The following is a 21,711-nucleotide window of genomic DNA, read 5'->3' on the forward strand; positions in this document are numbered from 1 at the left end:
TCGCCTACGTTGCGGACCCGCAGCGTGGAATCAATACCTCCAGCGCATAGACTCCGCCCGTGACGATACCGGTCACGCGGCCGTCAGGCAAACGCTGGCCTTCCGACCAGACCTGGATTTCTTCGACGTCGGCGCGTTGTATGGACACCGTGAAGGTCGCGCTGCGAAATTCACGCGAGACCTTGATGCCTTCCCATTCCTTCGGCAGTTGCGGGCGCACCAGCAAGGCATCGCCGTCGCCGCGCAAGCCGCACAGGCCTTCGATGAAGCAGCGGTAGGCCCACGACACGGTGCCGGTATTGAACAACTGGCTGGAACGGCCGGCGGTACGCGGGTACTGGTGGTAGGCGCCGCGATAGTAGTTCGGGATGAACACCGGCAGCTGGCCGCGCTGCAGGTAATCGGCCTCGCTCGGGCCGGGTATCATCTGGCGCAGCAGCTGGTAGGCGCGGTCGCTCTCGCCGATGGTGTACAGGCTGTAGATGTAGAACACGGCGGCGTGGTTGTAGACCGCGCCGTTCTCCGCCGAACCGGGATGCTTCTGCGTGACGCGCCCCACGTCGTCGCGCATGGCGCTGTACGGCGGCGCGAACATGGCCACGCCGTACGGTGTGGCCAACTGCTCCTCCACCTGCGCCAGCATCGATGCGCGCTGTTCCGCGCTGGCCGTGCCGCCGAGGATCGCCCACGCCTGCGGATTGAGCCAGATGCGGCCCTCCACATCCTGGCTGATGCCGAAGCGGACATCGTCGTCGGTGATGCCGCGCGCGTACCAGTCGCCGTCCCACAGGTGCTCGTTGGCGGCGAGGTTGACGGCCTTGGCGCCGGCGCGGAAACGGCAGGCGTCCGCCGCCAGCGGCGAGGCGTCGCCGCGCTGCTCGCAAATCTCCGCCCACAAGTTCAGCGCGTAGGCGGTGGCCACTGTCAGCCAGCCGGACACGCCGCGTCCCTTGTAGCCGACCATGTTCATCGGATCGCACCAGTCGCCCTGGGCGATGTAGCTCAGGCCGCGATGGTCGCGCGTCTGCAGCAGCCAGTCCATGGCGCTGCTCACGCGTTCGGCGACGGTCAGGGCGACGCCGTTCTCGTGGCCGGCCACGACCACGTCAAGAATGTCATAGTCGTTGGTTTCGTCGAGGTAGACCTTCAGCGCGACCGGCAGCCATACGCAATGGTCGGTGTGCGGCACCTGGTTGATGTATTTGAGCTCCGCCCCCTCGGCCAGCAGTATCCCGTCCGGCATGGCGCCGCTGGCTTCCTGCTGCGACAGCGCGTGAAGGAAGGCGTTGCGCATGACGCCGGGCTTGATGAAGCTCATGCCCATGTTGTCCTGCAGGTAGTTGCGGGTTTGCGGATCGGTGCTCAGGCGATTGACGTCGCCGTGGTAGAACACCTGGCGCGGCAGCCAGTGGTTGACGAAGTTGTCCAGTTCCTTGTCCGGCGTTTCGATCCGCAGGCATCCGCGTCCGCCGGCGATGTAGTTTGCGTAGTCGGCGCGGGCGGCGGCGAAGGCGTCGGCACCGAGATATTTTTCGCGCACGGCGCGGATCTCGGCGTCGTCGAATGCCGGGCCGAAGATGAAGCGGTAGTCGTGCGCCTCGGTGTCGGCCAACGCCAGGCGGTACTGCACCACGGCGGTCGGCGTCTCGTAGCGGGCGTCGCTGTTGCCCAGCTGTTCATCCTGCAGCGCGCCTGGATGGTGCAACCCGCCTTCGCCCTCGAACGCCATCTGCCGGACTTCCCACGCCACCGGCGCTTCCTCGCACAGGAAGTAGGTCTTGTCCTTGAAGTCCTTCTGTTTGAAGTAGTCGGCCACTTTCTGATACGGCGTGACGCAGCTGGCCACCACACCGCCCAGGTCCGCACGGTATTCGCCGGACTGGTTCATCCACGACATGTAGCCGATCGGGAAGTAGGGGTAGACGCTCAGCTTGCGTGCCCGGCCCGACAGGTTGGTCACCCGCAGCGACCACAGTTCCACCACGTCGCTGACCGGCAGGCTCAGGTTCAGCTCGACCCGCACGCCCAGATGCTCGATGGTCCACGACAGGTCGCTTTTGCCGACTGAGAAATTGTAGCGGTCCAGCGGCGCGCGCACCGGCTCGTAGGGCGCCGAGAACAGCTCGCCGGTTTCCTCGTCCTTGATGTAGAAGAAGCGGCCCGGATGATGGGCGTAGTAGTTCTGCTCCGGCTGCATGAAGGTCTTGGCCTCCAGGTTGGGCGCGTAGGCATACTTGGCCGGCTCCGGCTGCATGAACTGCGCGGTGGCGTAGCCGCGGCAGGTCACTTGTATCATCATCTTCTGGTTCCACAGGAAGCCGGCCGCGCGCGGCATCGCCGTCGGGCTGGTCAGTTCGTAGCGGTCGCCGTCGTGGGTAGGGCCTAACATTGAAACTCTCCGTTTAAGATTTGCGCGCATCCAGATCCGCCTGGATCTGAGCCAGCTTGGTGTTGTCGAGGTTATAGAAGAACATGACGGCCACCGCACACACCGCGAACGCCGCCGGAATAAAGGACATCAGCCACACGATGCCGGCCTGCGAGCCGGCCGTCTGTGCCACGTTGGCCACGTAGCCCAGCCGGGTGAACAAGCCGCCGATGACGGCCACCGCCATGGCGGTGCCCAGCTTTTGCGAGAAGGTGGCGGCGGCGAAGGTCATCGCGGTGGCGCGGCGGCCGGTGCGCCATTCGTTGTAGTCGGCGGTGTCGGCATACATCGAGAACGCCAGCGGCGATTTCGGTCCCAGCACCAGGCCGGTAGCGATCTGCAGCGCGAACATCAGCGTGACCTGGTCCTTCTGAACGAAGAAGAAGGCCAGCGACAGCAGGGCGGTGGTGCTCATCAAAATCATCATCAGCTTGCGCTTGTCGATGAAGCGCGTCAGGAACGGCGTCAGCGAGGCGCCGACGGCCGCCGAGATCATGTAGGCGGGGACGAAGCCCTGCATCAGCTCCGGCCGGCCGACCACGTACTTGAAGTAGTAGGCCGCGCTGGTGGTGCGCAGCGTGATGGTGATCATGATGATCAGCGCCAGGAAGAACAGCGCCACCCACGGCCGGTTGCGCGACAGGTCGCGGATGTCCTGCCAGACGTTGGACTGCTGCGTGGGCGCGGGCGCCACGCGTTCGCGCGTGTTGAGGAAGGTCGTCACGAACAGCGCGGACGCCAGCGCGCCCCACACCAGCATCGTCAACTGCCAGCCCAGTTTGTCGTCGCCGTGGCCCAGCCAGCGTACCAACGCCGGCGTGGCCGCCGTCACCAGCGTGCCGCCGGCGAAGGCGAAGATGAAGCGCAGGCCGTTGACGGTGGAGCGTTCCTGCGGATCGGCCGACAGTACGCCGGACAAGGCATTGTACGGAATGTTTATGCAGGTGTAGCAGACCATCATCAGCAGATAAGTACCGTAGGCCCAGACGATCTTGCCGCCCTCGGACAGGTCGGGCGTGGTGTAGGTCAGGAAGGCGGCGCCGGCCAGCGGCAGCGGAACCCAAATCAGGTAGGGGCGGAACTTGCCGAAGCGGGTGTTGGTGCGGTCGGCTACAGCGCCAATCAGCGGGTCGGTGAAAGCGTTGATGATTTTAATTGTGAATACCATCGACGCGGCGGCGGCGGCCGAGATGCCGAAGACGTCGGTGTAGAAAATCAGCAGGAAGGTGGCGATATTGGTCCAATAGAAATTGAAGCCCATATCGGCAATGCCGTAGCTGATCTTTTCGCGCCAGGTCAGTTGTTTGTTCACGGTCGCTTTCAGCTGATGTTAGCGCTAACAATATTGGCCACAGTGTAGACTTTTGGCGGGATTTGTAAACAAGATTTGATGTTGCGCCGCAGCAGCATGGGATTTAATTCCTGGCACTACGGCAACGCAACTCAGTTGGCATCGGGGAAGATACATCCACCATTGCGAACCAGCGCCTTCACCTCTTCGCTCACTTCAATCGCATTCGTCATTGGTCCTGCTACACGGGCTCGTCAAATGTCGGTTCCGGCTCGCCCACGCCTAGCGCCGGGTGCATCCCCTCGAGATAGTTCCCGGTCAAGGTCAGCGGGTTCATCTCGCGCGTGAAATACCGGACTGCCAGATGAGTGGCCAGCGCGTCGAGCGGTGCCCGGTCGGCATAGGTGAACAGTAGCGCGCGTACGGCGCGCTGTCCGACTAGCGTATCCGCGTTTTCCCGGCTCAGATACGCCGATCCCCGCCGCAGAGTATCGAGTGCCGCGCCGTGCACTGCCCGTTCGCGCCGCTCGATATAATCAGTTGCCTTGCCCAGGAACTCGACGCCGGAGGAGGCGCGCAGAAACGGTCGCCCCGCGCACATCAGTTGCACCACCGAATTGGCTCCTTCCACGATCGCTAGGTCGGCCTGGACAAACAGCCCGTCCATACAGGTCTTTTCCAGTCCGACGGTGTGGTAAATCTTGATGCGCAGTGCGGCGCAGCTTGCCATGCGAAAGCCCTGGTCCTCTTCAAAGACCGTATGCACCCACTGAGTGTCGGGTAACTGCCCGATCGCCGTGGCGATATCGCCTGGCCGCGAGAGCAGCCGCCGCTCGGGCGTGTCGTCGGGCTGATGATGGATGACGAAGATGATGGCCCAGCGGCCCTCATCCGTGCCGGCCCGGGCCGCCTTGAGCAAATTGCGCAGCACCGTGGCCGGGCCGGCGGCGTTGGTGCCATGGCCGTAGACGCAGGCGAGCCGGTTATTGGGCTCCTGACTAAGCGCGACCGCCGCCGCTGCGAAGCGTTGTCCCCGCGTCGCCGCTTGCAAGGGGTCGAACACTGGCGGCGCCGGCACCACCGAGTAGAGATCCGTAGTGTAGCTGCGCGGAGCCGTGACTTCGTTCATCGCGTTGGGGCCCAGGTAGCCGGTACCGCCCACGACCCCCAGTTTGACGCCGTGATCGCCAACGAAGCCAAAATCGCCGTTGGTATAGCCAAACGGCGCCCAGCTCACCAGTACTGAGCCGGGCGCCGCCGCTACGCTCAATTCGAGCTCGCGCCCGTTGTAGCCGTGCGGCGCCAGCACCAGCAAGGGCTTCGTTCCCGGCCTTATCTTCCAATGGCGCGGCCAGAAATGCTTCCCATTGTGGATCCAATGCCATGGCGGATCGTCGGGGGTCGCGGGCTCATCCGGCAGCCCGGACATTTTGCGGATCTGGGTCCAACCGCGCAGCTTGATCTCCGCGGAGGCATCGGTTTGTTGGCCGTACACCACGTGGGTTCCTTGCGGCAGGAAGGGCAATACGTTCAAGCCCGCCGTCACCTCGCCACTGCCTTCGGAGTATCCCACCACCACCAGCGTGGCAAAATCCGCCGGCACCGCCAGTTGCTCGGATACGGGCGCCGGCACGGGGGCGACCCGCGCTTGCGGCGCCCGCTCGTCGGGCTGCCGGCACTCGACCTCGACCGCTACCACCGGCTGATTGTCGAGCGCCGCTCCGGCCTGGTTAGCTTCGTCGCTGCAGCACATGTCAGTCCTCGCGCGCCAGCCACAGAGCAAGCTGCTCGCGCGCAGCCTTCATCAAACGCTCCAGGGGCTGCGGCGCGCTGTCCTGATCGACCGACGTTAGCGCAGCGCCGGCCCAGCCGTGCTGCGGGTCGGTGTCGAAACGGCTGCCGGCGTAAAACATGCTCAAGGCGATCAGCAGCGTCGCCTCGGACCCCTGCAGACCATGCTGCGCGCTCTTGTCCGCAGCCGCGGCCAGCAAGGCCGCATGCGCCGGCGGCGTCAGGCGCGCGCTCTTGGCCGGATGCAGTGCTGCCAGCAAGCCTTGCAAGCGGGCCGGTAGATGGTCCTGGCCCTGCAGCAGCTTGGGCTGCGCCAGGACATGCTGCAGGCGCAGCAGTGCGCGGTTCAGATAGGCGTGCTCAGGCCCAGCCATCTGCTCGAACTCTGCCAGGGCGCGGCGCACCAGGCGCGCCAGATTGGTGGACGGATCGTCGCGGCTGCGCTCAGCCAGGATCGCGCTAGCCCAGGGCAAGAGTGGGTCGTCATCAAAATAGCTGCCGAACATCCACATCAGATTGATGTAGCGGCAAACATCGCTGCGCCCGATGAGGCCATGCAGGGCCGCCCGCTCGATTCCCAGGGCGATGACGCGACGAGCGCGCTGCGGGCCCAGAATCGCCACATGATTGGGGAAGTACAGGCCCGCATGGGTCAGCATCTCGCCTTCGAAGCGCAGCACGGCTGCGGTCTCGAAGGCCGCGCGCTGCCGCGCCCCGATCATCAACATAGGTCCGCCGTTGAATGGGCGCGTGCCGAGTTCCCGAACACGCACTGCGTCTCGCCGGGCGCATGTGGTGTTGAGTAGGGGCGGGGCGGTTGGCACACGGGCGCGTTGCGCGCCGCGCGCTGGTTGGCGCAGCAGTTCATCGCAGGGGATTTGTCGCGCATGCTTCTTTCCGTAAAAGTGTCCGGACCGCTCGCGGCAGACCAGCGGAGTTGCTAATACTATACGGCAGCGGGCGACGAATGCAACGCCTTTCTGGACCGGTCGCTGGCCCTCCCGTGGATACGTTCCCAAACTTGCAATACATAAATAATGTGCGATAATTTCCACGTGGATACAAAATGGTGGCGACAAGGCAGATGATGAAAGATCAATATTTAACAAAATTTAATACATCTGTGGTGGCGCTGCCGGCGCTCGCGCTGTGTACGGCTGCCCTGCTGAGCGCATGCGGCGCGGGCGGCACGGACAACGCCGCTGAACCGCGTCTGGTACAGGGCGCAGCGCCGCTCGCAACCGGCTCGACCACGCTGGTGCTGGATCCCGGCACGCTGCCGGCCGCAGATGCCCAGCGCATGGCGCTGCCGTCGTTCCACATGGCGCCGGTCGAACTGGCGGCGCCGGAGGACCACGCCGACAGCGCCGCCGCGCCGGTGCACGCGCAGGCTGTTCCGACTGAATTCCAGCACCTTTCGACTCGCCGCCTGACCATGCAGGCGCTGCACGGCCGTCACCTGGAAGCCATGCGCAGCCTGAGCCCGGAAGCGGCCGCCGTGCCGGCAGCCTCCGGCGGGGTGGTGGCGACCTACACGCCGGCCCAGATCCGCGCCGCCTATGGCTTGCCGGCGCTGCCGGCGGCCGGCAGCGCATTGACGGCGGCCCAGGCGGCCCAGCTGGGCGCCGGCCAGACCATCTACATCCTCGACGCCCAGCATGACCCGAGCGTGGCCGCCGAACTGGCCGCGTTCAACACCAAATTCAGCCTGCCGGCCTGCACCACCAAGACCATCGCGCCCACGGCCAGCCTGCCGCTGGCCGCCGCCTCCACCAGCGGCTGCGAACTGGCCGTGGTGTACAGCACCGCCAGCGGCGCCATGACCGCGACCCAGCCTTCATACGACTCCGGCTGGGCCAGCGAGATCACCCTCGACGTGCAGTGGGCACACGCCACCGCGCCACTGGCCCGCATCGTGCTGATCGAAACCGCCGATGCTAGCTACAACAATCTGCTGGGCGGCGCCAGGCTGGCCAACGCGATGGGGCCGGGCATCGTCTCGATGAGTTTTGGCGGCGCTGAAAGCAGCGGTACCGTCTCCTCCGACAGCGTATTCGCCGCCGCCGGCATGACTTACCTGGCCGCCACCGGCGACTCCGGTGCAGGCGTGTCGTGGCCGGCGGTCGCGCCGCATGTGCTGGCGGTCGGCGGCACCACGCTCAGCTACAGTGGCAGCGGACTGCGTTCCGAAGTGGCCTGGTCCGGCACCGGCGGCGGCGTCAGCCTGTACACGGCCACGCCGAGCTACCAGACCAACGCCGTGCCCGGCATGGGCACGCCCGCGCGCCGCACGGTGGCCGATGTCGCTTTCAATGCCGATCCATCGTCCGGCCAGTACGTGGCGATGATCGCGCCCGGCAGCAGCACGGTGCGCTGGGGCAGCGTGGGCGGCACCAGCCTGTCGACGCCGCAGTGGGCCGGCCTGATCGCGGTGGCCAACGCCACCCGCGCGCTGAACGGCAAGGCGGCACTGGGGGCGCCGCACGCGGCCCTGTACGGCGGGATCGCCAGCGTGCCGGGCAGCTATGCATCCGCCTTTGCCGATATCACCGCCGGCAGCGACGGCAGCTGCGCTGCCTGCACCGCCAAGACCGGCTACGATCAGTTGACCGGCCTGGGCACGCCGAACGTGTCCAGCCTGTTGTCGACGCTGTCGGGCCTGACGATCGCCGCCGCGCCGCAGGTGGGCTCGGCCGGTATCAAGGGCACGGTCGGGACCGCGCTGACGTTCACGGTGTCCACCGTGGCGGCCAATCCGGTCAGCTATACATTGAGCGGGGCGCCGTCCGGCATGAGCATCAGCAGCGCCGGCGTGGTCAGCTGGGCGACGCCGGTGGCCGGGACCTACGCCGTCACCGTGACCGCCAAGGACAGCAAGACCGGCCTCAGCGGGCAAGGCGTGTACACCGTCGTCATCGCGCCGTTGTCGGCGCCGGTGCTGAGCTCGGGCACCGTCAGCGGCAAGGTGGGCGTGGCGCTGTCGTTCTCGGCGGCGGCCAGCAATGCCAATCCGGTCACCTACGCGCTGAGCGGCGCGCCGTCCGGCATGACGATCAGCACTGCGGGCCTGGTCAGCTGGGCCAAGCCGGTGGCCGGTATCTACACCGTCACCGTCACCGCCAAGGACAGCAAGACTGGCTTGAGCGGCCAGGCCAACTACACGGTGCAAATCACCGCCAGCGGCCCGGTGATCACGGCCGTTGCCATGACGGGCTTGGCGGGCAAGCCGATGACGGGCTTGATCACCATCGTCGACAATGGTGTCAGTTCGTTGTCGATCACGATCTCCGGGGTGCCGCTGGGCATGATGTTCCAGTCCAGCGGCCTGAGCGTCATGCCGTACTGGAACGCGCCGGTGGCCGGCAGCTATCAAATGAAGGTGGTGGTGACCGATAATGCCGGAGGCAGCGCCCAGCTGATGATCCCGGTGACGGTGACGGCGCGCTGATTGGAATTACAGGCAACAAAAGAACCGCTGCTCCGAAAGGGCCAGCGGTTTTTTTTCTTCGTCAGCCTGCGTTCCAGCCGCCACCCAGGGCCTTGTACAGGGACACGGTGGCCTGCAGGCGCCTCAATTTCAGTATGCCCAACTCATTCTGCACGTCCGACAGGCTGCGCTGGGTATCGAGCACGGTCATCAAATCTTCCGCCCCTGCCTTGTAGCGGATCTCCGATAGATTGTAGGCAAGACGTGTCTGTTCCAGTTCGTCCTGCTTTAACTGGCGCCGCTCATCGAGACTTCTGATCTGCCCCAGCACGGTGTCGACTTCCGCCAGCGCCGCGAGCACGGTCGAGCGATACGCCTTGACCAGTTCCTGTTTTTGTTCGATGGCCAGATCCCGTTCGGTTCGCAGACGTCCACCATCGAAAATCGGCGCCACCAGCGAAGCGCCAACGTTGGCGAACAAATTCTGGCCACTGAGCAGCGAAAGTAGGGCGCTGCTTTGGGTGCCGGTCGATCCGGTCAGGCGTATGCTGGGAAACAGCGCCGCGCGCGCCACTTCCACGTTGGCGCTGGCAGCGGCCAACCGCGCTTCCGAACGGCGAATATCGGGTCGCCGCGACAGCAGTTCGGACGGCAGGCCCGGCGTCACCTCGGGCAAGCGGATGGTATCGAGTCCGTAGTTCCCGACGCGGAAGGTTTGCGCCGGGCGACCGAGCAAGATGGCCAACGCCGATTGCGCCTCGCGCTCCTGTTGCAGCAAATCGGGGATCGCGGCATGTTGGCTGGCGACAGCGGAACGCTGGCGTGCCAGGTCGACCGACGTGGCGGCGCCCACGCTGCGCTGCGCCTCGACCAGCGACAGCACATGTTCGGCATTGCTCATGTTTTCGCGTGCGACGTCGAGGCGGTCGTGGAGGGACAGCACTTGCAGATAGGTCGACACGATTCCGCTCGTCACCGTCAAGGCGACGGTTTGCCGATCATAGAAATTGGCCCGCAGCGATGCCTCGGCCGCCGCGACACCGGCCTTGTTCTTGCCCCAGAAGTCGATTTCGTAAGACACCTGCAACAAGCCGCTGGATGACACATTGGCGCTGTGATGGTCTCCGAGCGGCAGATCCCGCGCGGCGCCCGCCGACGCATCGACTGAAGGCAGCAGGGCGACCCCGGCAATCCGTGCCTGGGCCTCCGCCTGGCGCACACGCGACAGCGCGGCGGCCAGTTCCAGGTTGTCTTTTTGCCCCTCGCCCACCAACTGGCTCAGTTCGGTGCTGCCAAAGCCTTGCCACCATTGGGCGTCGGGCCATTCCTGGGCGCCCGTTTTCCCGCCCTGCGACCAGCCGGCCGGCAAGTCGAGCACCGGCGGCGCCTCTGCCACGGGGATCGTGTGCGCACAGCCTGCCAGCAGCACGCCGGCCAGACACAGCGTCGGCGCGGAAAAGGGAGCGCGGCGTTTCATGGCGCTCCCATCAGCGCGGCGCCGCGGCTGGATCGACCAGCAATTGCTCGCCCACTTCCAGGCCCGACAGCACTTGTGCCTGTTGCTGATTGCGCACGCCAATTTTCAGCTGGCGCGCCTCGACCTGCCGGTTGGCGTTCAACACCTGGACCTCATACCATCCCCTCGCGTCGCTCTTGCCCAGCAAGTTGACCGGCAACAGCACCGCATCCTTGGCCTGCGCGACGATAAATTGCACCTGGGTTGTCATGCCACTCATCAGCTCCAGTTCCGGATTGTTGACCTCGAAGAGGACGTTGTAAAAAGTCTGCTTGCCCGGTTCGCCCGAGTCCTCGGCCGGCACGGGAATGACCTGTCGCAGCTTGCCCGACCAGGTGCGGCCCGGATAGCCGGGCGTTTTGAAGTTGGCCGTCATGCCGCGTCGCAGACGCGTCACGTCGATTTCCGCCACGCGTGCCCGCACCGTCAATTGTGAAAGATCGGCGATGCGCATCAAGGGCACGGCCGCCTGCCCGGCGCTCGCCGTTTGTCCGGGGCGCGCATTCACGGCGACGACGGTTCCGGAAATCGGCGCCAGGACCTGGGTATGCTGGCGGCTCTCCTCGTCGGATTTCAGTGTCGCTTCGAGTTGCTGGATCTGCGCGTTGATGGAGCCCAGTCGGGCGCGGGCCGAAGACAGACTCATGCGGCTCGATTCAAAGCTTTCTTCGCGGGTGGCATTTTGTGCCTTGAGTTGGGTCTGGCGCTTGAACTGTAGTTCGGCAAAGTCCGTCTGCGCCTGCTGGTCTGCCAGCTCGGCCTGCAGGCGCGCCATTTGGGTGCGATTGCTTGCGATCTGGTTGGCCTGGATCGCAGGGGATATTTCCATCACGACCTTGCCTTTTTGCACCGTGTCGCCGACGGCAAACAGGACCTCTTTTATCTGGCCGGCCACAGGGATGTCCACGTCCGCGAACTGATGGAATTGCAATTTTCCGGAGGCGTCGACCGTTTGTTGCAGGTCACCGCGCTGCGCCGTCACGGTCTCTGCGGGCGCGGGTGGCAGCTCCGTCGTGGCCGCCGATGGCGGCACCTTCGGCTGTTGCGGCACTTGCGCCAGCACGCCGCCGGCGTGCAGCGCCAGCACGAGCGCGCCGGCCGTCAGGCGTCGGGGCCAGAGCGCGCTGGCAGGAGCAGGGCGGCGAGCGCCATTTTTTTCATTGGTCACAGGGTCTGGCAAGCAAGCGCCTTGCATCGTTAAAAACAGCTGGTATTCTAGCGCATTCATGCGGCGGCACCGCGCGCCGCATGCGCTGAATCTTCACGGGCCTTTCTACGCGCCGACCTGCTTGATCTTGATAGTCAGCTTATAAACGGCCGGCCCGTCGGCGTTTTGGATTGCCATGGCCACCTGCCAGGTCTTGCCTTTGCTGCTCTTGCTGAAGCCGCGGCCGAGCTTGCCGGCGGCGGGCAGGTCGCGCCAACCGGCCGCGCGCATCTTGATCGCGCTCTGATCGAGGAAATCCGAGGGGCCTGCTGCCAGTTCGATACGTCCGCCCACCTCCCATTGGCTGACATCGCCGGTGTCGATCAGGCGTTCCCACATTGCGCCCCTGGGCACGAACTCGGCCACGTCGGGCATTTGATAGGCTGCCAGCTGGCCAAAGGCGAGCTTGCCTTCCTCGCGCCACTCGTATTCCATGCCACGGGCGACGCTTTCGGCGCGCAAGGGCCCCAGCTCGCGGTAAACCATGTGCAGGGCGCCATCGATGCCCGAGGACAGGCCGCCGGTGGTGACGATCTTGCCGTTGTCGACATAGCGCCGGTCGCTGACCACTTTCGCCCTTGGGAACATCGCCGCCAGTTGTTCGGTCGCGCCGACGATCGTGGTCGCCGATTGCCCATCGAGCAGGCCGGCCTTGCCCATGATGAAGGCGCCGGTGCAAACCGACAGCACGGCGCGGCTGTCGATGGCGCGCGCGCGTATCCAGTCGAGTGCCTTGGGATTGCGGATGACGCTGCTCACGTCGCCGCCGGGGACGACCACGATGTCGGCCTGTGGCGCGTGCTCGATGTCGTAATCGGGCGTCATCTTCAAGCCCCAGGCCGACTGTACGCTGTTGGTGTTGCCGGCAACCGTAAAGATGGTGGCGCCGGATTGGCCGAACACTTCCATCGGGCCGGAATAGTCGATGTCCTGCACACCGTTGAAGATCAACACGGCCACGCGCAGGCGCTGGGATTTGTCGATCAATTCCATGCCGTCGGTGGGGCAGATCCCCGGCTTGTCATACTCGGCGACCGGTTGGCCGGCCATGTGGGCGTGGCTGGCCATCTGGCAGACGTAGACCGGTTTTTTCTGCGCGGCCATGTCGGCCGCGCCGGCAGGCGTCATCGCGCCACACAGCGCCAGCGCTGCCATCGTCATCATGCTGGCCATTGGAAGGTGGTTCATGGTAGTCCTTGCGCTTGGTTGAGAGGCGTCCAGTGTCCCATCGCCGGCACGCCCGCGCGAGGCGCTTGGCTGCAGTCTGGCGTGGATTGGCTGCAAACCCATCCAGCGCCCCCCCCCGGTTCGCTTATGATGGCGGCCATGAAGAGCGCAAAATTTATAAGCAAACTATGGATGCAGATTGCCGTGGTCTGGCTGGCCGTCGCCCTGGTCGATGCGACCCAAACGGTGATCAGCATGCGGGCGATGGGCATGCACCACCTGTGGATCACGCTGTTTGTTGTGACTGCGGCGACCTGGGCCGTGTGGCCGGTGTTCACGCCCGCCGTGCTCCTCTTGCTGCAACGCTGGCGCCTGCCGTCCAGGTCGGCGCTGCCGTGGTTGGCGCATGCCATGACCTGCGGCGTCATCAGCCTGGCCTGGGCCACGTGGGCCTCGCTGCTTGAGCACCTGACCAACCCTTTGGCCAATCCCGCCGGTCCGACCGCGTTTTCGGTGCTCTGGTATCCGAAATTCTATGGCATGCTCGTCGTCGGAGGGATTCTGTATGGCGCTATCGTTGCGCTGAACCTGACGCTTGAGACCCACAATCGCCTGGCGCAGCAGCAGGCCGCGAGCGCGCGCATGGCGGAAGTGCTGGCGCAGGCGCAGCTGGCCACGCTCAAACTCCAGCTGGAGCCGCATTTCGTGTTCAACTGCCTCAACGCGGTCACCGGGCTGATACGTGAGCAGCGGGGCAACGATGCGATCGCGATGATCGCGGCGCTCGGTGACCTGTTGCGGCGGGTGACCGACCACTCCGACCGTCAATACGTTGCGCTGGAAGACGAGCTTGCATTCCTGCGCAAGTACCTGGCGCTGCAGCAGATGCGATTCGCTGAGCGCATGCGCTACGATATCGACATCCCCGAGCAGTTGCTGGCGGCCCAGGTGCCTGACTTCATCCTGCAACCGCTGGTGGAAAACGCCATCAAGCACGGCATCGGCAAGCGCACCAAGGGTGGTGCGCTGCGTATCGGTGCGGCGCGCACGGGCCCGGTCCTGACCCTGACCGTCTATAACGATGGTCCACTTCTGCCACCGGAGTTTGGAGCCGGCGTGGGCTTGGCCAATACCCGCCAACGCCTGGCCGCCCTGTACGGCGGCGCGCAGACGTTCGTGCTCGAGAACCGGGACGACCTTGGCGTGCTGGCCACCATTACACTGCCATACCGTGAGGATTGATGGACCAAAACTCCAATGCGCTGCGCGCCCTGATTGTCGATGACGAACCGCTCGCGCGCAGCAATATCGCCGCGCTGTTGGCGCGTGACGCCGGGATACAGCTGGTTGGCCAATGCGGTTCCGCCGAGGACGCCATGGCCGCGATTGCGGCGTGCAAGCCGGACCTGGTGTTCCTGGACGTGGAAATGCCCGAATGCGACGGCTTCGAAATGCTGGATCGCCTGGGACCGGTTCTGCCGTTTGCCATCGTCTTCGTCACCGCCCACCACCAATTCGCCTTGCGCGCTTTCGAGGTGGGTGCGCTCGACTACTTGATGAAGCCATTCGACGACCAACGCTTCCAGCGCGTGCTGGAGCGGGTCAAGGAACGTATCCGGATTCCCGGCGCCAGCCAGCGGTTCATGGTCCGGAATGGCAACGTGCTCGACGTGGTCAAGTACGCGGACGTCGACTGGATCGAGGCGAGCGATTATTATTCGACGCTGCATGCCGGCGAGCGCGCTCATATGTTGCGCCGCAGCCTGGCCGAACTGGAGGTGCTGTTGGCGCCGTTTGGCTTCTGCCGGATACACCGCTCGGCCATCGTCAATCTCGACCGCGTCCGTGCGCTGGAACTGTGCCCGGACGGCGAATATGAAATCGTCCTTGAGAGCACGCGGCGCCTGCGCATGAGCCGGCGATACCGTAAACCTGTGATGGATCGGCTGGCCTAACGAGGGTGGGGCGAGCCATCGATGGACGGCCCGACGGTGCTATCATGAAAATTGGCGCTCATGCGCTCACGCTGCTCGCCGGGCCGAAGCAGACTTCCTGTCCAGCTACGCAAAGCGGGTCTTCAGTTTGAACCGTACTGAAGAGGAATGACATGCGGCTGCCGGAGTAATATGCTGTGGCCGTTTTTTGTAAGGAAAATATGGTTTCAATCTGGGTGAATGGCGTAGACAAGACCAGGCAAATCAGCGACTGGAAAATATGGTGGGGATCCAAACAGGGTGAGTTGATGCTGACTTGTATCTTTCCCTCTGGTAAATCCTTTCATAGTCCATTGAGTACTTGTCGAGTTGAACCTACCGTCATGGTGCCTGGAGGGCTGCTGTCGAGCAAAGGCGGTACGCTGTTCAATGCGGTGGAGGACGTGTGGATCTACGGTGGACGGTTTGCCGCGGTTCAGTACCGAGAAGGCGCAACAATCAAAATCGTGCACCCAGACGATCTTGTCTTCAGTGCCGAAACGGCGATCAAGGATGGGGCGGTATTTCGCTATTTCGCCGCAGTTGCTCAGGCCAGGGTAGAGCATGCGAGTGCGCAGAACCGACCGATCGCCGAGAACGTATTGCGCCAGCTTGAAAAGGTGCTCTCGCATGAAGATACAGCGCTGCAAGCCTACTGTACGGCACAGAGCGCGCTGCGTGAATCTGGCGGCGATTTCATTTACCCATTTGGCATCAATGAAAGCCAGTTGCAGGCGGTTGAGCAAGCGTTTTCGTCGCAAATCAGCTTGATCGAGGGGCCGCCAGGTACCGGGAAAACGCAGACAATATTGAATATCGTCGCCAATGTCCTGCTGCGCCAAGGCACCGTCGCTATTCTGTCCAACAACAACGCTGCGGTAGAAAACGTCTACGAGAAACTTGGCGCGGCCGGGCTGGACTACCTGATCGCCAGGTTGGGCAGTGAGCAGAACCGGACCAGCTTCTTCAATGCTCTGCCCAAGGTGCCGGCGGAGCCTGAGCTCCCCCCGCTGTCCATGGATGAAATTCAAACTGCGTTGCAAAAGCTGACGCAGCAGCTTCATGCACAGGTCGCCGTGGCGCGCTTGCGGGCCGAGATTGATGAATTGACGGTGGAGCAGCGCTACCTGCTGCAATGGCAGCGCGAAAACCTGATCGGGGCGCCGGCGTCGCTGGAAAAATACCGGCTGTCGCCACAAGAGTCTTCGGACTTGATGGCATATCTCGCCTATCTCGCGGAACGTCGCATCAAGATCAAGGACAGGATCGAGCTCCTGTTTAATTTCAAGATCCTGCGGATGAAGCCTTTTGACAGCTGGGAAAAACGCAAGGCGGCGATCTTTGCCTTGCAGCTTGACTATTACGACAAAGCGCTACGGGATCGCGCGGCGGCATTGACGGCTCATCAGGAGGCACTGGAACGAGGTCACTTCGACACCCTGCTCAGTCAGGTGACCGAGTGGTCGATGGGCTATCTCAAACACCATCTGCATCAGCACATCCCTGATGAGCAAGAATTCGATGCCCGCAATTATCGTTGGCGGTTTGACGCGTTTGTAAAGCGCTTTCCCATCATCGGCAGCAGCACGCATTCCATCATCAACTCGATGGGCCATGGTGCCTTGCTCGACTATGTGATTATCGATGAGGCTTCGCAGCAGGACATTGTTCCCGGCATCCTGGCCTTGGGTTGCGCCAGGAACCTGATCATTGTCGGCGACCGCAAACAGTTGCCGCATATTCCCGCGGTCGTTGACATCGAGGCGCCGGTTGAATTCTACGATTGCGAGAAATACAGCCTGCTTGATTCGTGCGTCGCTGTCTTCGAAGGCGCCGTGCCGAAGACGCTGCTGAAGGAGCATTACCGTTGTCATCCGAGGATCATCCAGTTCTGCAACCAGCAGTTTTATGACGACCAGCTTGTGCCAATGACGCAAGACGCCGCTGAAGAATCGTTGAAGCTGATCGTAACCGCCAAGGGAAATCACACGCGCAAGAATGCAAACCTCCGGGAGTTAGATTCGGTACAGAAGATCCTCAATTTGGATGGTGTGAGCGACTGGGATAGTGAGCACAGCAGAGGATTCATCGCGCCCTACAATGCACAAGTCGCGCTCTCACACACCCGTCTGCCCGCAGGCTTCGTCAAAGACACGGTGCATAAATTCCAGGGCAGGGAGTGCGACGAGATCGTCTTTTCAACGGTGCTGGACAAGAAGTACAACAGCCAGCGAAAGCTCGATTTCGTGGACGATCCCCATTTGGTCAATGTGGCGGTGTCGAGGGCAAAGAGCAAATTTACCCTGGTGACGGGAGATGATGTTTTTACCACAAACAACGGCCACATCGCCGCGCTGGTGCGCCATATCGAGTACTACGCTGAGGAAAAACAGATCCATCGCGCCCCGGTTGTGTCGGCCTTCGATCTGCTCTACAAGGAATATGACCAGTCGCTTGAAAGATTGCGTCGCCGATTGAGCGCGAAGGATTCGCGCTACATGTCAGAGCAGATCGTGGCGCAAATTCTGCGCGAGGCGATGGCCCAGGATGCATATCGGGCGATGACATTCCACTCTCAGATTTTTTTGTCCCAGTTGGCCTCGCAGGCCAATGAAACGTTAACCCCGCCCGAACAGGCGTTTATGAAAAACCGAGCCAGCTGTGATTTTGTGGTGTATTTCAAGGTCGGGAAAACGCCGCTCGGCGTGATCGAGGTTGATGGCGGGTCGCATGATACGGAGCAGCAGGCGGCGCGGGACGCGCTGAAAGACAGTATTCTGCGAAAGAGCGGTATCCCATTGCTCCGATTGCAAACAGTCGAGAGCTTCATTGAGGAAAGGGTAGTGCGGTTCTTGGACCAGTGGGTGATGGGTAGCTCGGGCGACTCGCCACGATTGGCGCACGACAATATTAACTGACATAATCGGCCCGTCGCCTCCGACAGATGATCGCGCCCGGCAGCACCACGATGCGCTGGGGCAGCGTGGGCGGCACCAGCCTGTCGACGCCGCAATGGGCCGGCCTGGTCGCGGTGGCCAACGCCACCCGCGCATGTGTAGGCTTTATCGCTCCCAGTGGCCGCGCTGCCATTCCCATTCATTGTGGCGCCAACTCCAATGGCCAGGAATCCAGTAATGTGCGGGGCTGGGCGCGACCGTAATCTGCTCAACAATTACAGTCGGCATCGGACGCGCGGAGCCTTGATACCAATGTCCTGCCTGCCATCGCCAGCCATGGTCACGCCATGCCCAGTGGCCTTGAACCCAGGCGTAACCCGACGCTGGTGGCGGCGGAATCAGTTCCTGGATGGGCGCCGGGGCTTGGCGCACAACGGCGGCTTGCTCGTGGACCGCGACACGCTCTTTGACGACGGTTGTACAGCCGCTCAACGCGACGGCAAATGCCGCCGCATAAAATAATTTTTTAGTCATTTTCAAATGTCCACTCGTTGATGAAGGTACTCGAACTCGTTCTGAAGCCGGGTCGAAATTACTATTGACCAAGGGGCTGATTGTGCTTGGCGATTTCATTGCCCACGTAGCCGCCACCGACGGCGCCCGCGATGGCTGCCAGGGTGCGGCCATTGCCGCCGCCAACATGGCTCCCCACCAAGCCGCCGAGCAGGGCGCCGATGCCTATGCCGAGCGGGCTGTTCTGTGCGACCGGAGCGGGCTGCTGATATGCGGGGGCCGGTCGATAGTCCCGGCCTTGTTCGGCTTGTGCTGGTTGGGCACGGTCGCTGTTGTAGGCGATTTCCTGGCGACGCGGGTATTCATGGTGCACGATGGTCTTGTATCGAACCACCTCGCGCACGATGGGGGCAGGCGTCGCCTGCTGTGCCAGCGGGGCGCTGGCGTTGTTCGTCATGTCTGCTGTCGGATTGGATACGGCCGCACCGTGTGAATTGGGCAGCAGCCCGGTAATTGCGGCGGCGCCGGCCAGACTGACCAGGGTCAGGGAGACTGCGGCGGCAGCCATCAGTGGGTGTATGCGATGCGAGGTGGCGGTGGTTTCCATTGTCGTTCTCCGGTAGGGCGCTGATGTCGCGCTGATAGGCCAATAACGGCTGAACCGGCAAATGGGATGTATGGCAGACGTTTCCTGGGTAAGCAGGTGTAACAAGCGCAGGCGGACTGGCGACGGTTGACCCGGCCTCCAATTGCCTGGAGGCCGGGTCGGCAGCTTGCGTGCGAGTGGGGGCGAGTGCTTGAATCAGCCGCCTTGCTCGACGAACTGTACCGGACGCCATTTCAGCAAGCGGTTCTCCAGCGCGGTCAGCAGGTATTCCGCCACCAGCGCAACCACGGCCAGCACGATCATCGCCGCGAATACGCCGGCCGCATTGAAGGTGCCTTGCGCGGTGGCGATCAACAGGCCGATGCCGTGTCGTGCGCCGAGAAATTCGCCGACCACCGCGCCAACCAGGGCAAAGCCGAAGCTGACATGCAGGCTGGCCAGGATCCAGCTCAGCGCCGACGGGAATACCACGGTGAAGGTCACCTGGCGCTTGCTGGCGCCCAGGATGTAGGCATTGGCGATCAGATTGCGGTCGGCTTCGCGCACGCCCTGGAAGGCATTGCCAAACACGACGAAGAACACCATCACTACCGCCAGCGCCACTTTGGAGCCCATGCCCAGACCGAACATGATGATGAAGATCGAGCCCAGCACCACACGGGGGATGGCGTTGGCCACCTTGATGTATATGCTCAACACGTCGGACATCAGCTTGTTGCGTCCCAGCGCGATGCCGAATACGATGCCCAGCACGCCGCCGATCAGGAAGCCCAGCACGGTCTCTTCCATCGTCACCAGCAGTTCTTTCCACAATGGTCCCTGCGCCGTGCCTTCGCTGACCCAGGTCAGCAGTTGTTCGTAGATGGCCGAAGGCCGGGAAAAGAAGAACGGATCCAGCCACTGCCGCTCCACCGCGCATTCCCAGGCGCCCAGCGTGACTACCGCCAGCGCCACGCGCAGGAACAGCACCATGCGCCTATGGTTGACGGCGCGCGCCACCGCGGCCCGCTCTTCGCTGCCGTCGCTCGGCAGGCCGGCGCTGTCGGCCGATGTCATTGCATGCATAAATAATCTCCGTACGGTTTAAACCTGGACTTCGTCCTTGAGGTCCGACCAGATCTGTTTCGACAGGTCGATGAATTGCTGCGTATAGCGTGCCTCGGCCACATCGCGCGGGCGCGCCAGCGGAATGTCGTAAGTGCTCTTGACGCTGCCCGGTCCCTTGCTCAGCACCACCACCCGGTCGGCCAGCGCGATCGCTTCCTCGATGTCGTGGGTGACGAAGACCACCGATGCCTTCTGCTCCGACCACAAGCCCAGCAGCTCGTCCTGCATCAGCGCGCGGGTCTGCACGTCGAGCGCGGAAAACGGCTCGTCCATCAGCAGGATCTTGGGCTCGTTGATAAAGGTTTGGGCTAGTGCCACTCGCTTGCGCATGCCGCCCGACAGCTGGTGCGGATAGTGGTGCTCGAAGCCGCTCAAGCCCACGCGCCGCACCCAGTCGGCCGCCTTGTCCTTCGCGGCCGACTTGTCCATGCCGCGGTAGATGGGGCCGATGGCGATATTGTCGATCACGTTTTTCCACGGGAAGACGGCATCCGCCTGGAATACGAAGCCGATATTCGGATCGATGCCGGTGACCGGCTGGCCGAATACCCTGACCGAGCCCGACGAGGGTGGATTGAGGCCGGTGATCATCCCCAATGTGGTCGATTTGCCGCAACCGGTCGGTCCGACGATGGCACAGAACTCGCCTTCGTTGACGGTCAGGCTGAACTCGCGCAGCGCCAGTGTGACCTTGCCCTGAGGGCTGACGAACTTCCTGCTGACATTGTTCAGCTCTATGGCGGGTGTCTTCATTATTTCGCGGCCTTCACGAATTCGGTGGTGTAGGTATTGGCCAGGTTGACCGACTTGCCCTGGACCGACTTGTCGAAGGCGTTCAGCACGCCCAGCACCGTGGCCGGGCCATTGGCCGGCATCACGCCGTCGTCGGTAAACATGGCCTTGCTGCTTTCCAGCGCGGCGATATACATCTGCTTGTCGGAGGCGTAGTAATCGGCCGGCATCTTGTCGGCTATTTCCTTGGCGCTGTGGGTGCGGATGTAGCGCAGGGTCTTGACGAAGGCGTTGGCCAGCTTCTGCACCTGCGGCTTGTGGGCGTTGACCCAGGCCGACTCCATGTACAGGCAGGCGGCGGGGTAGGTGCCGCCCAGCGCTTTTTCGGTTTCTTTCGGCGAGCGCAAGTCCACCAGGATGCTGGCCGCGCCAGTGTTCACCAGCCGCGAGATGGTCGGCTCGGTGGTCATGCCGGCGTCGATTTTTCCTTGGTTCATGGCGGCGATGAAAGTCGAGCCGGCACCCACCGGCAAGGTGGTGAATTCGGTGCTCTTGATGCCGGACTTGGCGGCCAGGTACAGCGTCAGGAAGTTGGTGGACGAACCAAGTCCGGTCACGCCCAGGGTCCGGCCCTTGAAGTCGGCCGCCGACCTGACGCTGCCGGCGGCGGCCTTGGACACCAGGATGACTTCGCCCGGCGCGTGGCTGAACTGCACCACCGATTGCACCGACTTGCCGCGCGCCTGCAGGTCGATCGTGTGGTCGTAGAAGCCGATCACGCCTTGCGCCGCGCCCGACAGCATTTCCGTTTCCGCGTTGACGCCGGCCGGCTCGCTGAGCAATTCGATGTCCAGCCCGGTCTCCTTCAGATAGCCCAGTTGTTCCGCCAGCTTGGCCGGCAGGTAAATCTGTTTTTCTATCCCGCCGACCATGATGGTGATTTTGTCGGACGCGTGGGATGCGCCGGCAACGGCCAGCAAGAGCGCGGCCGTGATGGCGCTGAGTGGGGATTTCATGGGGGTCTCCGTTATCTATGTTTTAATTATCTGGGATGC

General features: G+C 63.2%; 16 protein-coding genes. 4 read left to right on the plus strand and 12 right to left on the minus strand.

Translation table 11 applies throughout. The features are described 5' to 3' along the window. Positions 1–4: 4 nt before the first annotated feature. From AC07OK_RS15210 to AC07OK_RS15225, 4 genes are all read right to left on the minus strand, one after another. Positions 5–2,389, minus strand: a complete 2,385-nt coding sequence (locus AC07OK_RS15210; RefSeq protein WP_494691095.1) for a GH36-type glycosyl hydrolase domain-containing protein — start codon at positions 2,387–2,389, stop codon at positions 5–7. Between the two features lie 13 nt (positions 2,390–2,402). Then, positions 2,403–3,740, minus strand: a complete 1,338-nt coding sequence (locus AC07OK_RS15215; RefSeq protein WP_494691096.1) for an MFS transporter — start codon at positions 3,738–3,740, stop codon at positions 2,403–2,405. A gap of 220 nt (positions 3,741–3,960) precedes the next feature. Next, complete coding sequence (locus tag AC07OK_RS15220) at positions 3,961–5,472, minus strand: hypothetical protein (RefSeq protein ID WP_494691097.1); 1,512 nt, start codon at positions 5,470–5,472, stop codon at positions 3,961–3,963. 1 nt (position 5,473) lies between these two features. Beyond that, on the minus strand, positions 5,474–6,238 hold the full coding sequence (locus AC07OK_RS15225; RefSeq protein WP_494691098.1) for a hypothetical protein: 765 nt from the start codon (positions 6,236–6,238) through the stop codon (positions 5,474–5,476). 356 nt (positions 6,239–6,594) lie between these two features. Here AC07OK_RS15225 and AC07OK_RS15230 point away from each other — a divergent pair, with 356 nt between their 5' ends. Then, entirely contained in the window at positions 6,595–8,958 is a 2,364-nt protein-coding gene (locus AC07OK_RS15230) for a S53 family peptidase (RefSeq protein ID WP_494691099.1), read from the plus strand. A gap of 61 nt (positions 8,959–9,019) precedes the next feature. Here AC07OK_RS15230 and AC07OK_RS15235 read toward each other — a convergent pair whose 3' ends face one another. The 3 genes from AC07OK_RS15235 to AC07OK_RS15245 are packed head-to-tail and all read right to left on the minus strand — an operon-like array spanning position 9,020 to position 12,848. Then, entirely contained in the window at positions 9,020–10,414 is a 1,395-nt protein-coding gene (locus AC07OK_RS15235; RefSeq protein WP_494691100.1) for an efflux transporter outer membrane subunit, read from the minus strand. A 10-nt stretch (positions 10,415–10,424) separates the two neighbouring features. Next, positions 10,425–11,681 carry an efflux RND transporter periplasmic adaptor subunit gene (locus tag AC07OK_RS15240; protein ID WP_494691101.1) on the minus strand — a complete coding sequence of 419 codons (1,257 nt, stop codon included), beginning with the start codon at positions 11,679–11,681 and terminating at the stop codon, positions 10,425–10,427. 45 nt (positions 11,682–11,726) lie between these two features. Continuing rightward, positions 11,727–12,848, minus strand: a complete 1,122-nt coding sequence (locus tag AC07OK_RS15245) for a DJ-1/PfpI family protein (RefSeq protein WP_494691102.1) — start codon at positions 12,846–12,848, stop codon at positions 11,727–11,729. Positions 12,849–12,986: 138 nt separating this feature from the next. On the opposite strand from AC07OK_RS15245, the gene AC07OK_RS15250 reads away from it, so the two are divergent. The 3 genes from AC07OK_RS15250 to AC07OK_RS15260 all read left to right on the plus strand — a co-directional run bounded on the left by AC07OK_RS15250 (position 12,987) and on the right by AC07OK_RS15260 (position 17,718). Further along, positions 12,987–14,069, plus strand: a complete 1,083-nt coding sequence (locus tag AC07OK_RS15250; protein ID WP_494691103.1) for a sensor histidine kinase — start codon at positions 12,987–12,989, stop codon at positions 14,067–14,069. Then, complete coding sequence (locus tag AC07OK_RS15255) at positions 14,069–14,782, plus strand: LytR/AlgR family response regulator transcription factor (RefSeq protein ID WP_494691104.1); 714 nt, start codon at positions 14,069–14,071, stop codon at positions 14,780–14,782. Before AC07OK_RS15250 ends, AC07OK_RS15255 begins: the two co-directional genes overlap by 1 nt. Positions 14,783–14,982: 200 nt before the next feature. Beyond that, on the plus strand, positions 14,983–17,718 hold the full coding sequence (locus AC07OK_RS15260; protein ID WP_494691105.1) for an AAA domain-containing protein: 2,736 nt from the start codon (positions 14,983–14,985) through the stop codon (positions 17,716–17,718). A 144-nt stretch (positions 17,719–17,862) separates the two neighbouring features. Here AC07OK_RS15260 and AC07OK_RS15265 read toward each other — a convergent pair whose 3' ends face one another. The 5 genes from AC07OK_RS15265 to AC07OK_RS15285 form a co-directional block, all read right to left on the minus strand. Next, positions 17,863–18,231: a YXWGXW repeat-containing protein gene (locus AC07OK_RS15265; protein WP_494691188.1), complete on the minus strand. Its 369-nt coding sequence runs from the start codon at positions 18,229–18,231 to the stop codon at positions 17,863–17,865. Positions 18,232–18,292: 61 nt separating this feature from the next. Then, entirely contained in the window at positions 18,293–18,817 is a 525-nt protein-coding gene (locus tag AC07OK_RS15270) for a glycine zipper 2TM domain-containing protein (RefSeq protein ID WP_494691106.1), read from the minus strand. A gap of 195 nt (positions 18,818–19,012) precedes the next feature. Further along, complete coding sequence (locus AC07OK_RS15275) at positions 19,013–19,882, minus strand: ABC transporter permease (protein ID WP_494691107.1); 870 nt, start codon at positions 19,880–19,882, stop codon at positions 19,013–19,015. A gap of 18 nt (positions 19,883–19,900) precedes the next feature. After that, on the minus strand, positions 19,901–20,677 hold the full coding sequence (locus tag AC07OK_RS15280) for an ABC transporter ATP-binding protein (protein WP_494691108.1): 777 nt from the start codon (positions 20,675–20,677) through the stop codon (positions 19,901–19,903). Beyond that, complete coding sequence (locus AC07OK_RS15285) at positions 20,677–21,672, minus strand: ABC transporter substrate-binding protein (protein ID WP_494691109.1); 996 nt, start codon at positions 21,670–21,672, stop codon at positions 20,677–20,679. Before AC07OK_RS15285 ends, AC07OK_RS15280 begins: the two co-directional genes overlap by 1 nt. Positions 21,673–21,711 lie beyond the last annotated feature (39 nt).

Source organism: Duganella sp. GW821-FHT07G03, from assembly GCF_059418605.1.

Excerpts from the sequence above, each read along its gene's own strand:
- AC07OK_RS15265 (WP_494691188.1), bottom strand. The coding sequence starts at position 18,231 with ATGACTAAAAAATTATTTTATGCGGCGGCATTTGCCGTCGCGTTGAGC.
- AC07OK_RS15285 (WP_494691109.1), bottom strand. The coding sequence starts at position 21,672 with ATGAAATCCCCACTCAGCGCCATCACGGCCGCGCTCTTGCTGGCCGTT.
- AC07OK_RS15255 (WP_494691104.1), top strand. The coding sequence starts at position 14,069 with ATGGACCAAAACTCCAATGCGCTGCGCGCCCTGATTGTCGATGACGAA.
- AC07OK_RS15270 (WP_494691106.1), bottom strand. The coding sequence starts at position 18,817 with ATGGAAACCACCGCCACCTCGCATCGCATACACCCACTGATGGCTGCC.
- AC07OK_RS15220 (WP_494691097.1), bottom strand. The coding sequence starts at position 5,472 with ATGTGCTGCAGCGACGAAGCTAACCAGGCCGGAGCGGCGCTCGACAAT.
- AC07OK_RS15240 (WP_494691101.1), bottom strand. The coding sequence starts at position 11,681 with ATGAATGCGCTAGAATACCAGCTGTTTTTAACGATGCAAGGCGCTTGC.
- AC07OK_RS15250 (WP_494691103.1), top strand. The coding sequence starts at position 12,987 with ATGAAGAGCGCAAAATTTATAAGCAAACTATGGATGCAGATTGCCGTG.
- AC07OK_RS15210 (WP_494691095.1), bottom strand. The coding sequence starts at position 2,389 with ATGTTAGGCCCTACCCACGACGGCGACCGCTACGAACTGACCAGCCCG.
- AC07OK_RS15245 (WP_494691102.1), bottom strand. The coding sequence starts at position 12,848 with ATGAACCACCTTCCAATGGCCAGCATGATGACGATGGCAGCGCTGGCG.
- AC07OK_RS15275 (WP_494691107.1), bottom strand. The coding sequence starts at position 19,882 with ATGCATGCAATGACATCGGCCGACAGCGCCGGCCTGCCGAGCGACGGC.
- AC07OK_RS15225 (WP_494691098.1), bottom strand. The coding sequence starts at position 6,238 with ATGTTGATGATCGGGGCGCGGCAGCGCGCGGCCTTCGAGACCGCAGCC.
- AC07OK_RS15235 (WP_494691100.1), bottom strand. The coding sequence starts at position 10,414 with ATGAAACGCCGCGCTCCCTTTTCCGCGCCGACGCTGTGTCTGGCCGGC.
- AC07OK_RS15230 (WP_494691099.1), top strand. The coding sequence starts at position 6,595 with ATGATGAAAGATCAATATTTAACAAAATTTAATACATCTGTGGTGGCG.
- AC07OK_RS15260 (WP_494691105.1), top strand. The coding sequence starts at position 14,983 with ATGGTTTCAATCTGGGTGAATGGCGTAGACAAGACCAGGCAAATCAGC.
- AC07OK_RS15280 (WP_494691108.1), bottom strand. The coding sequence starts at position 20,677 with ATGAAGACACCCGCCATAGAGCTGAACAATGTCAGCAGGAAGTTCGTC.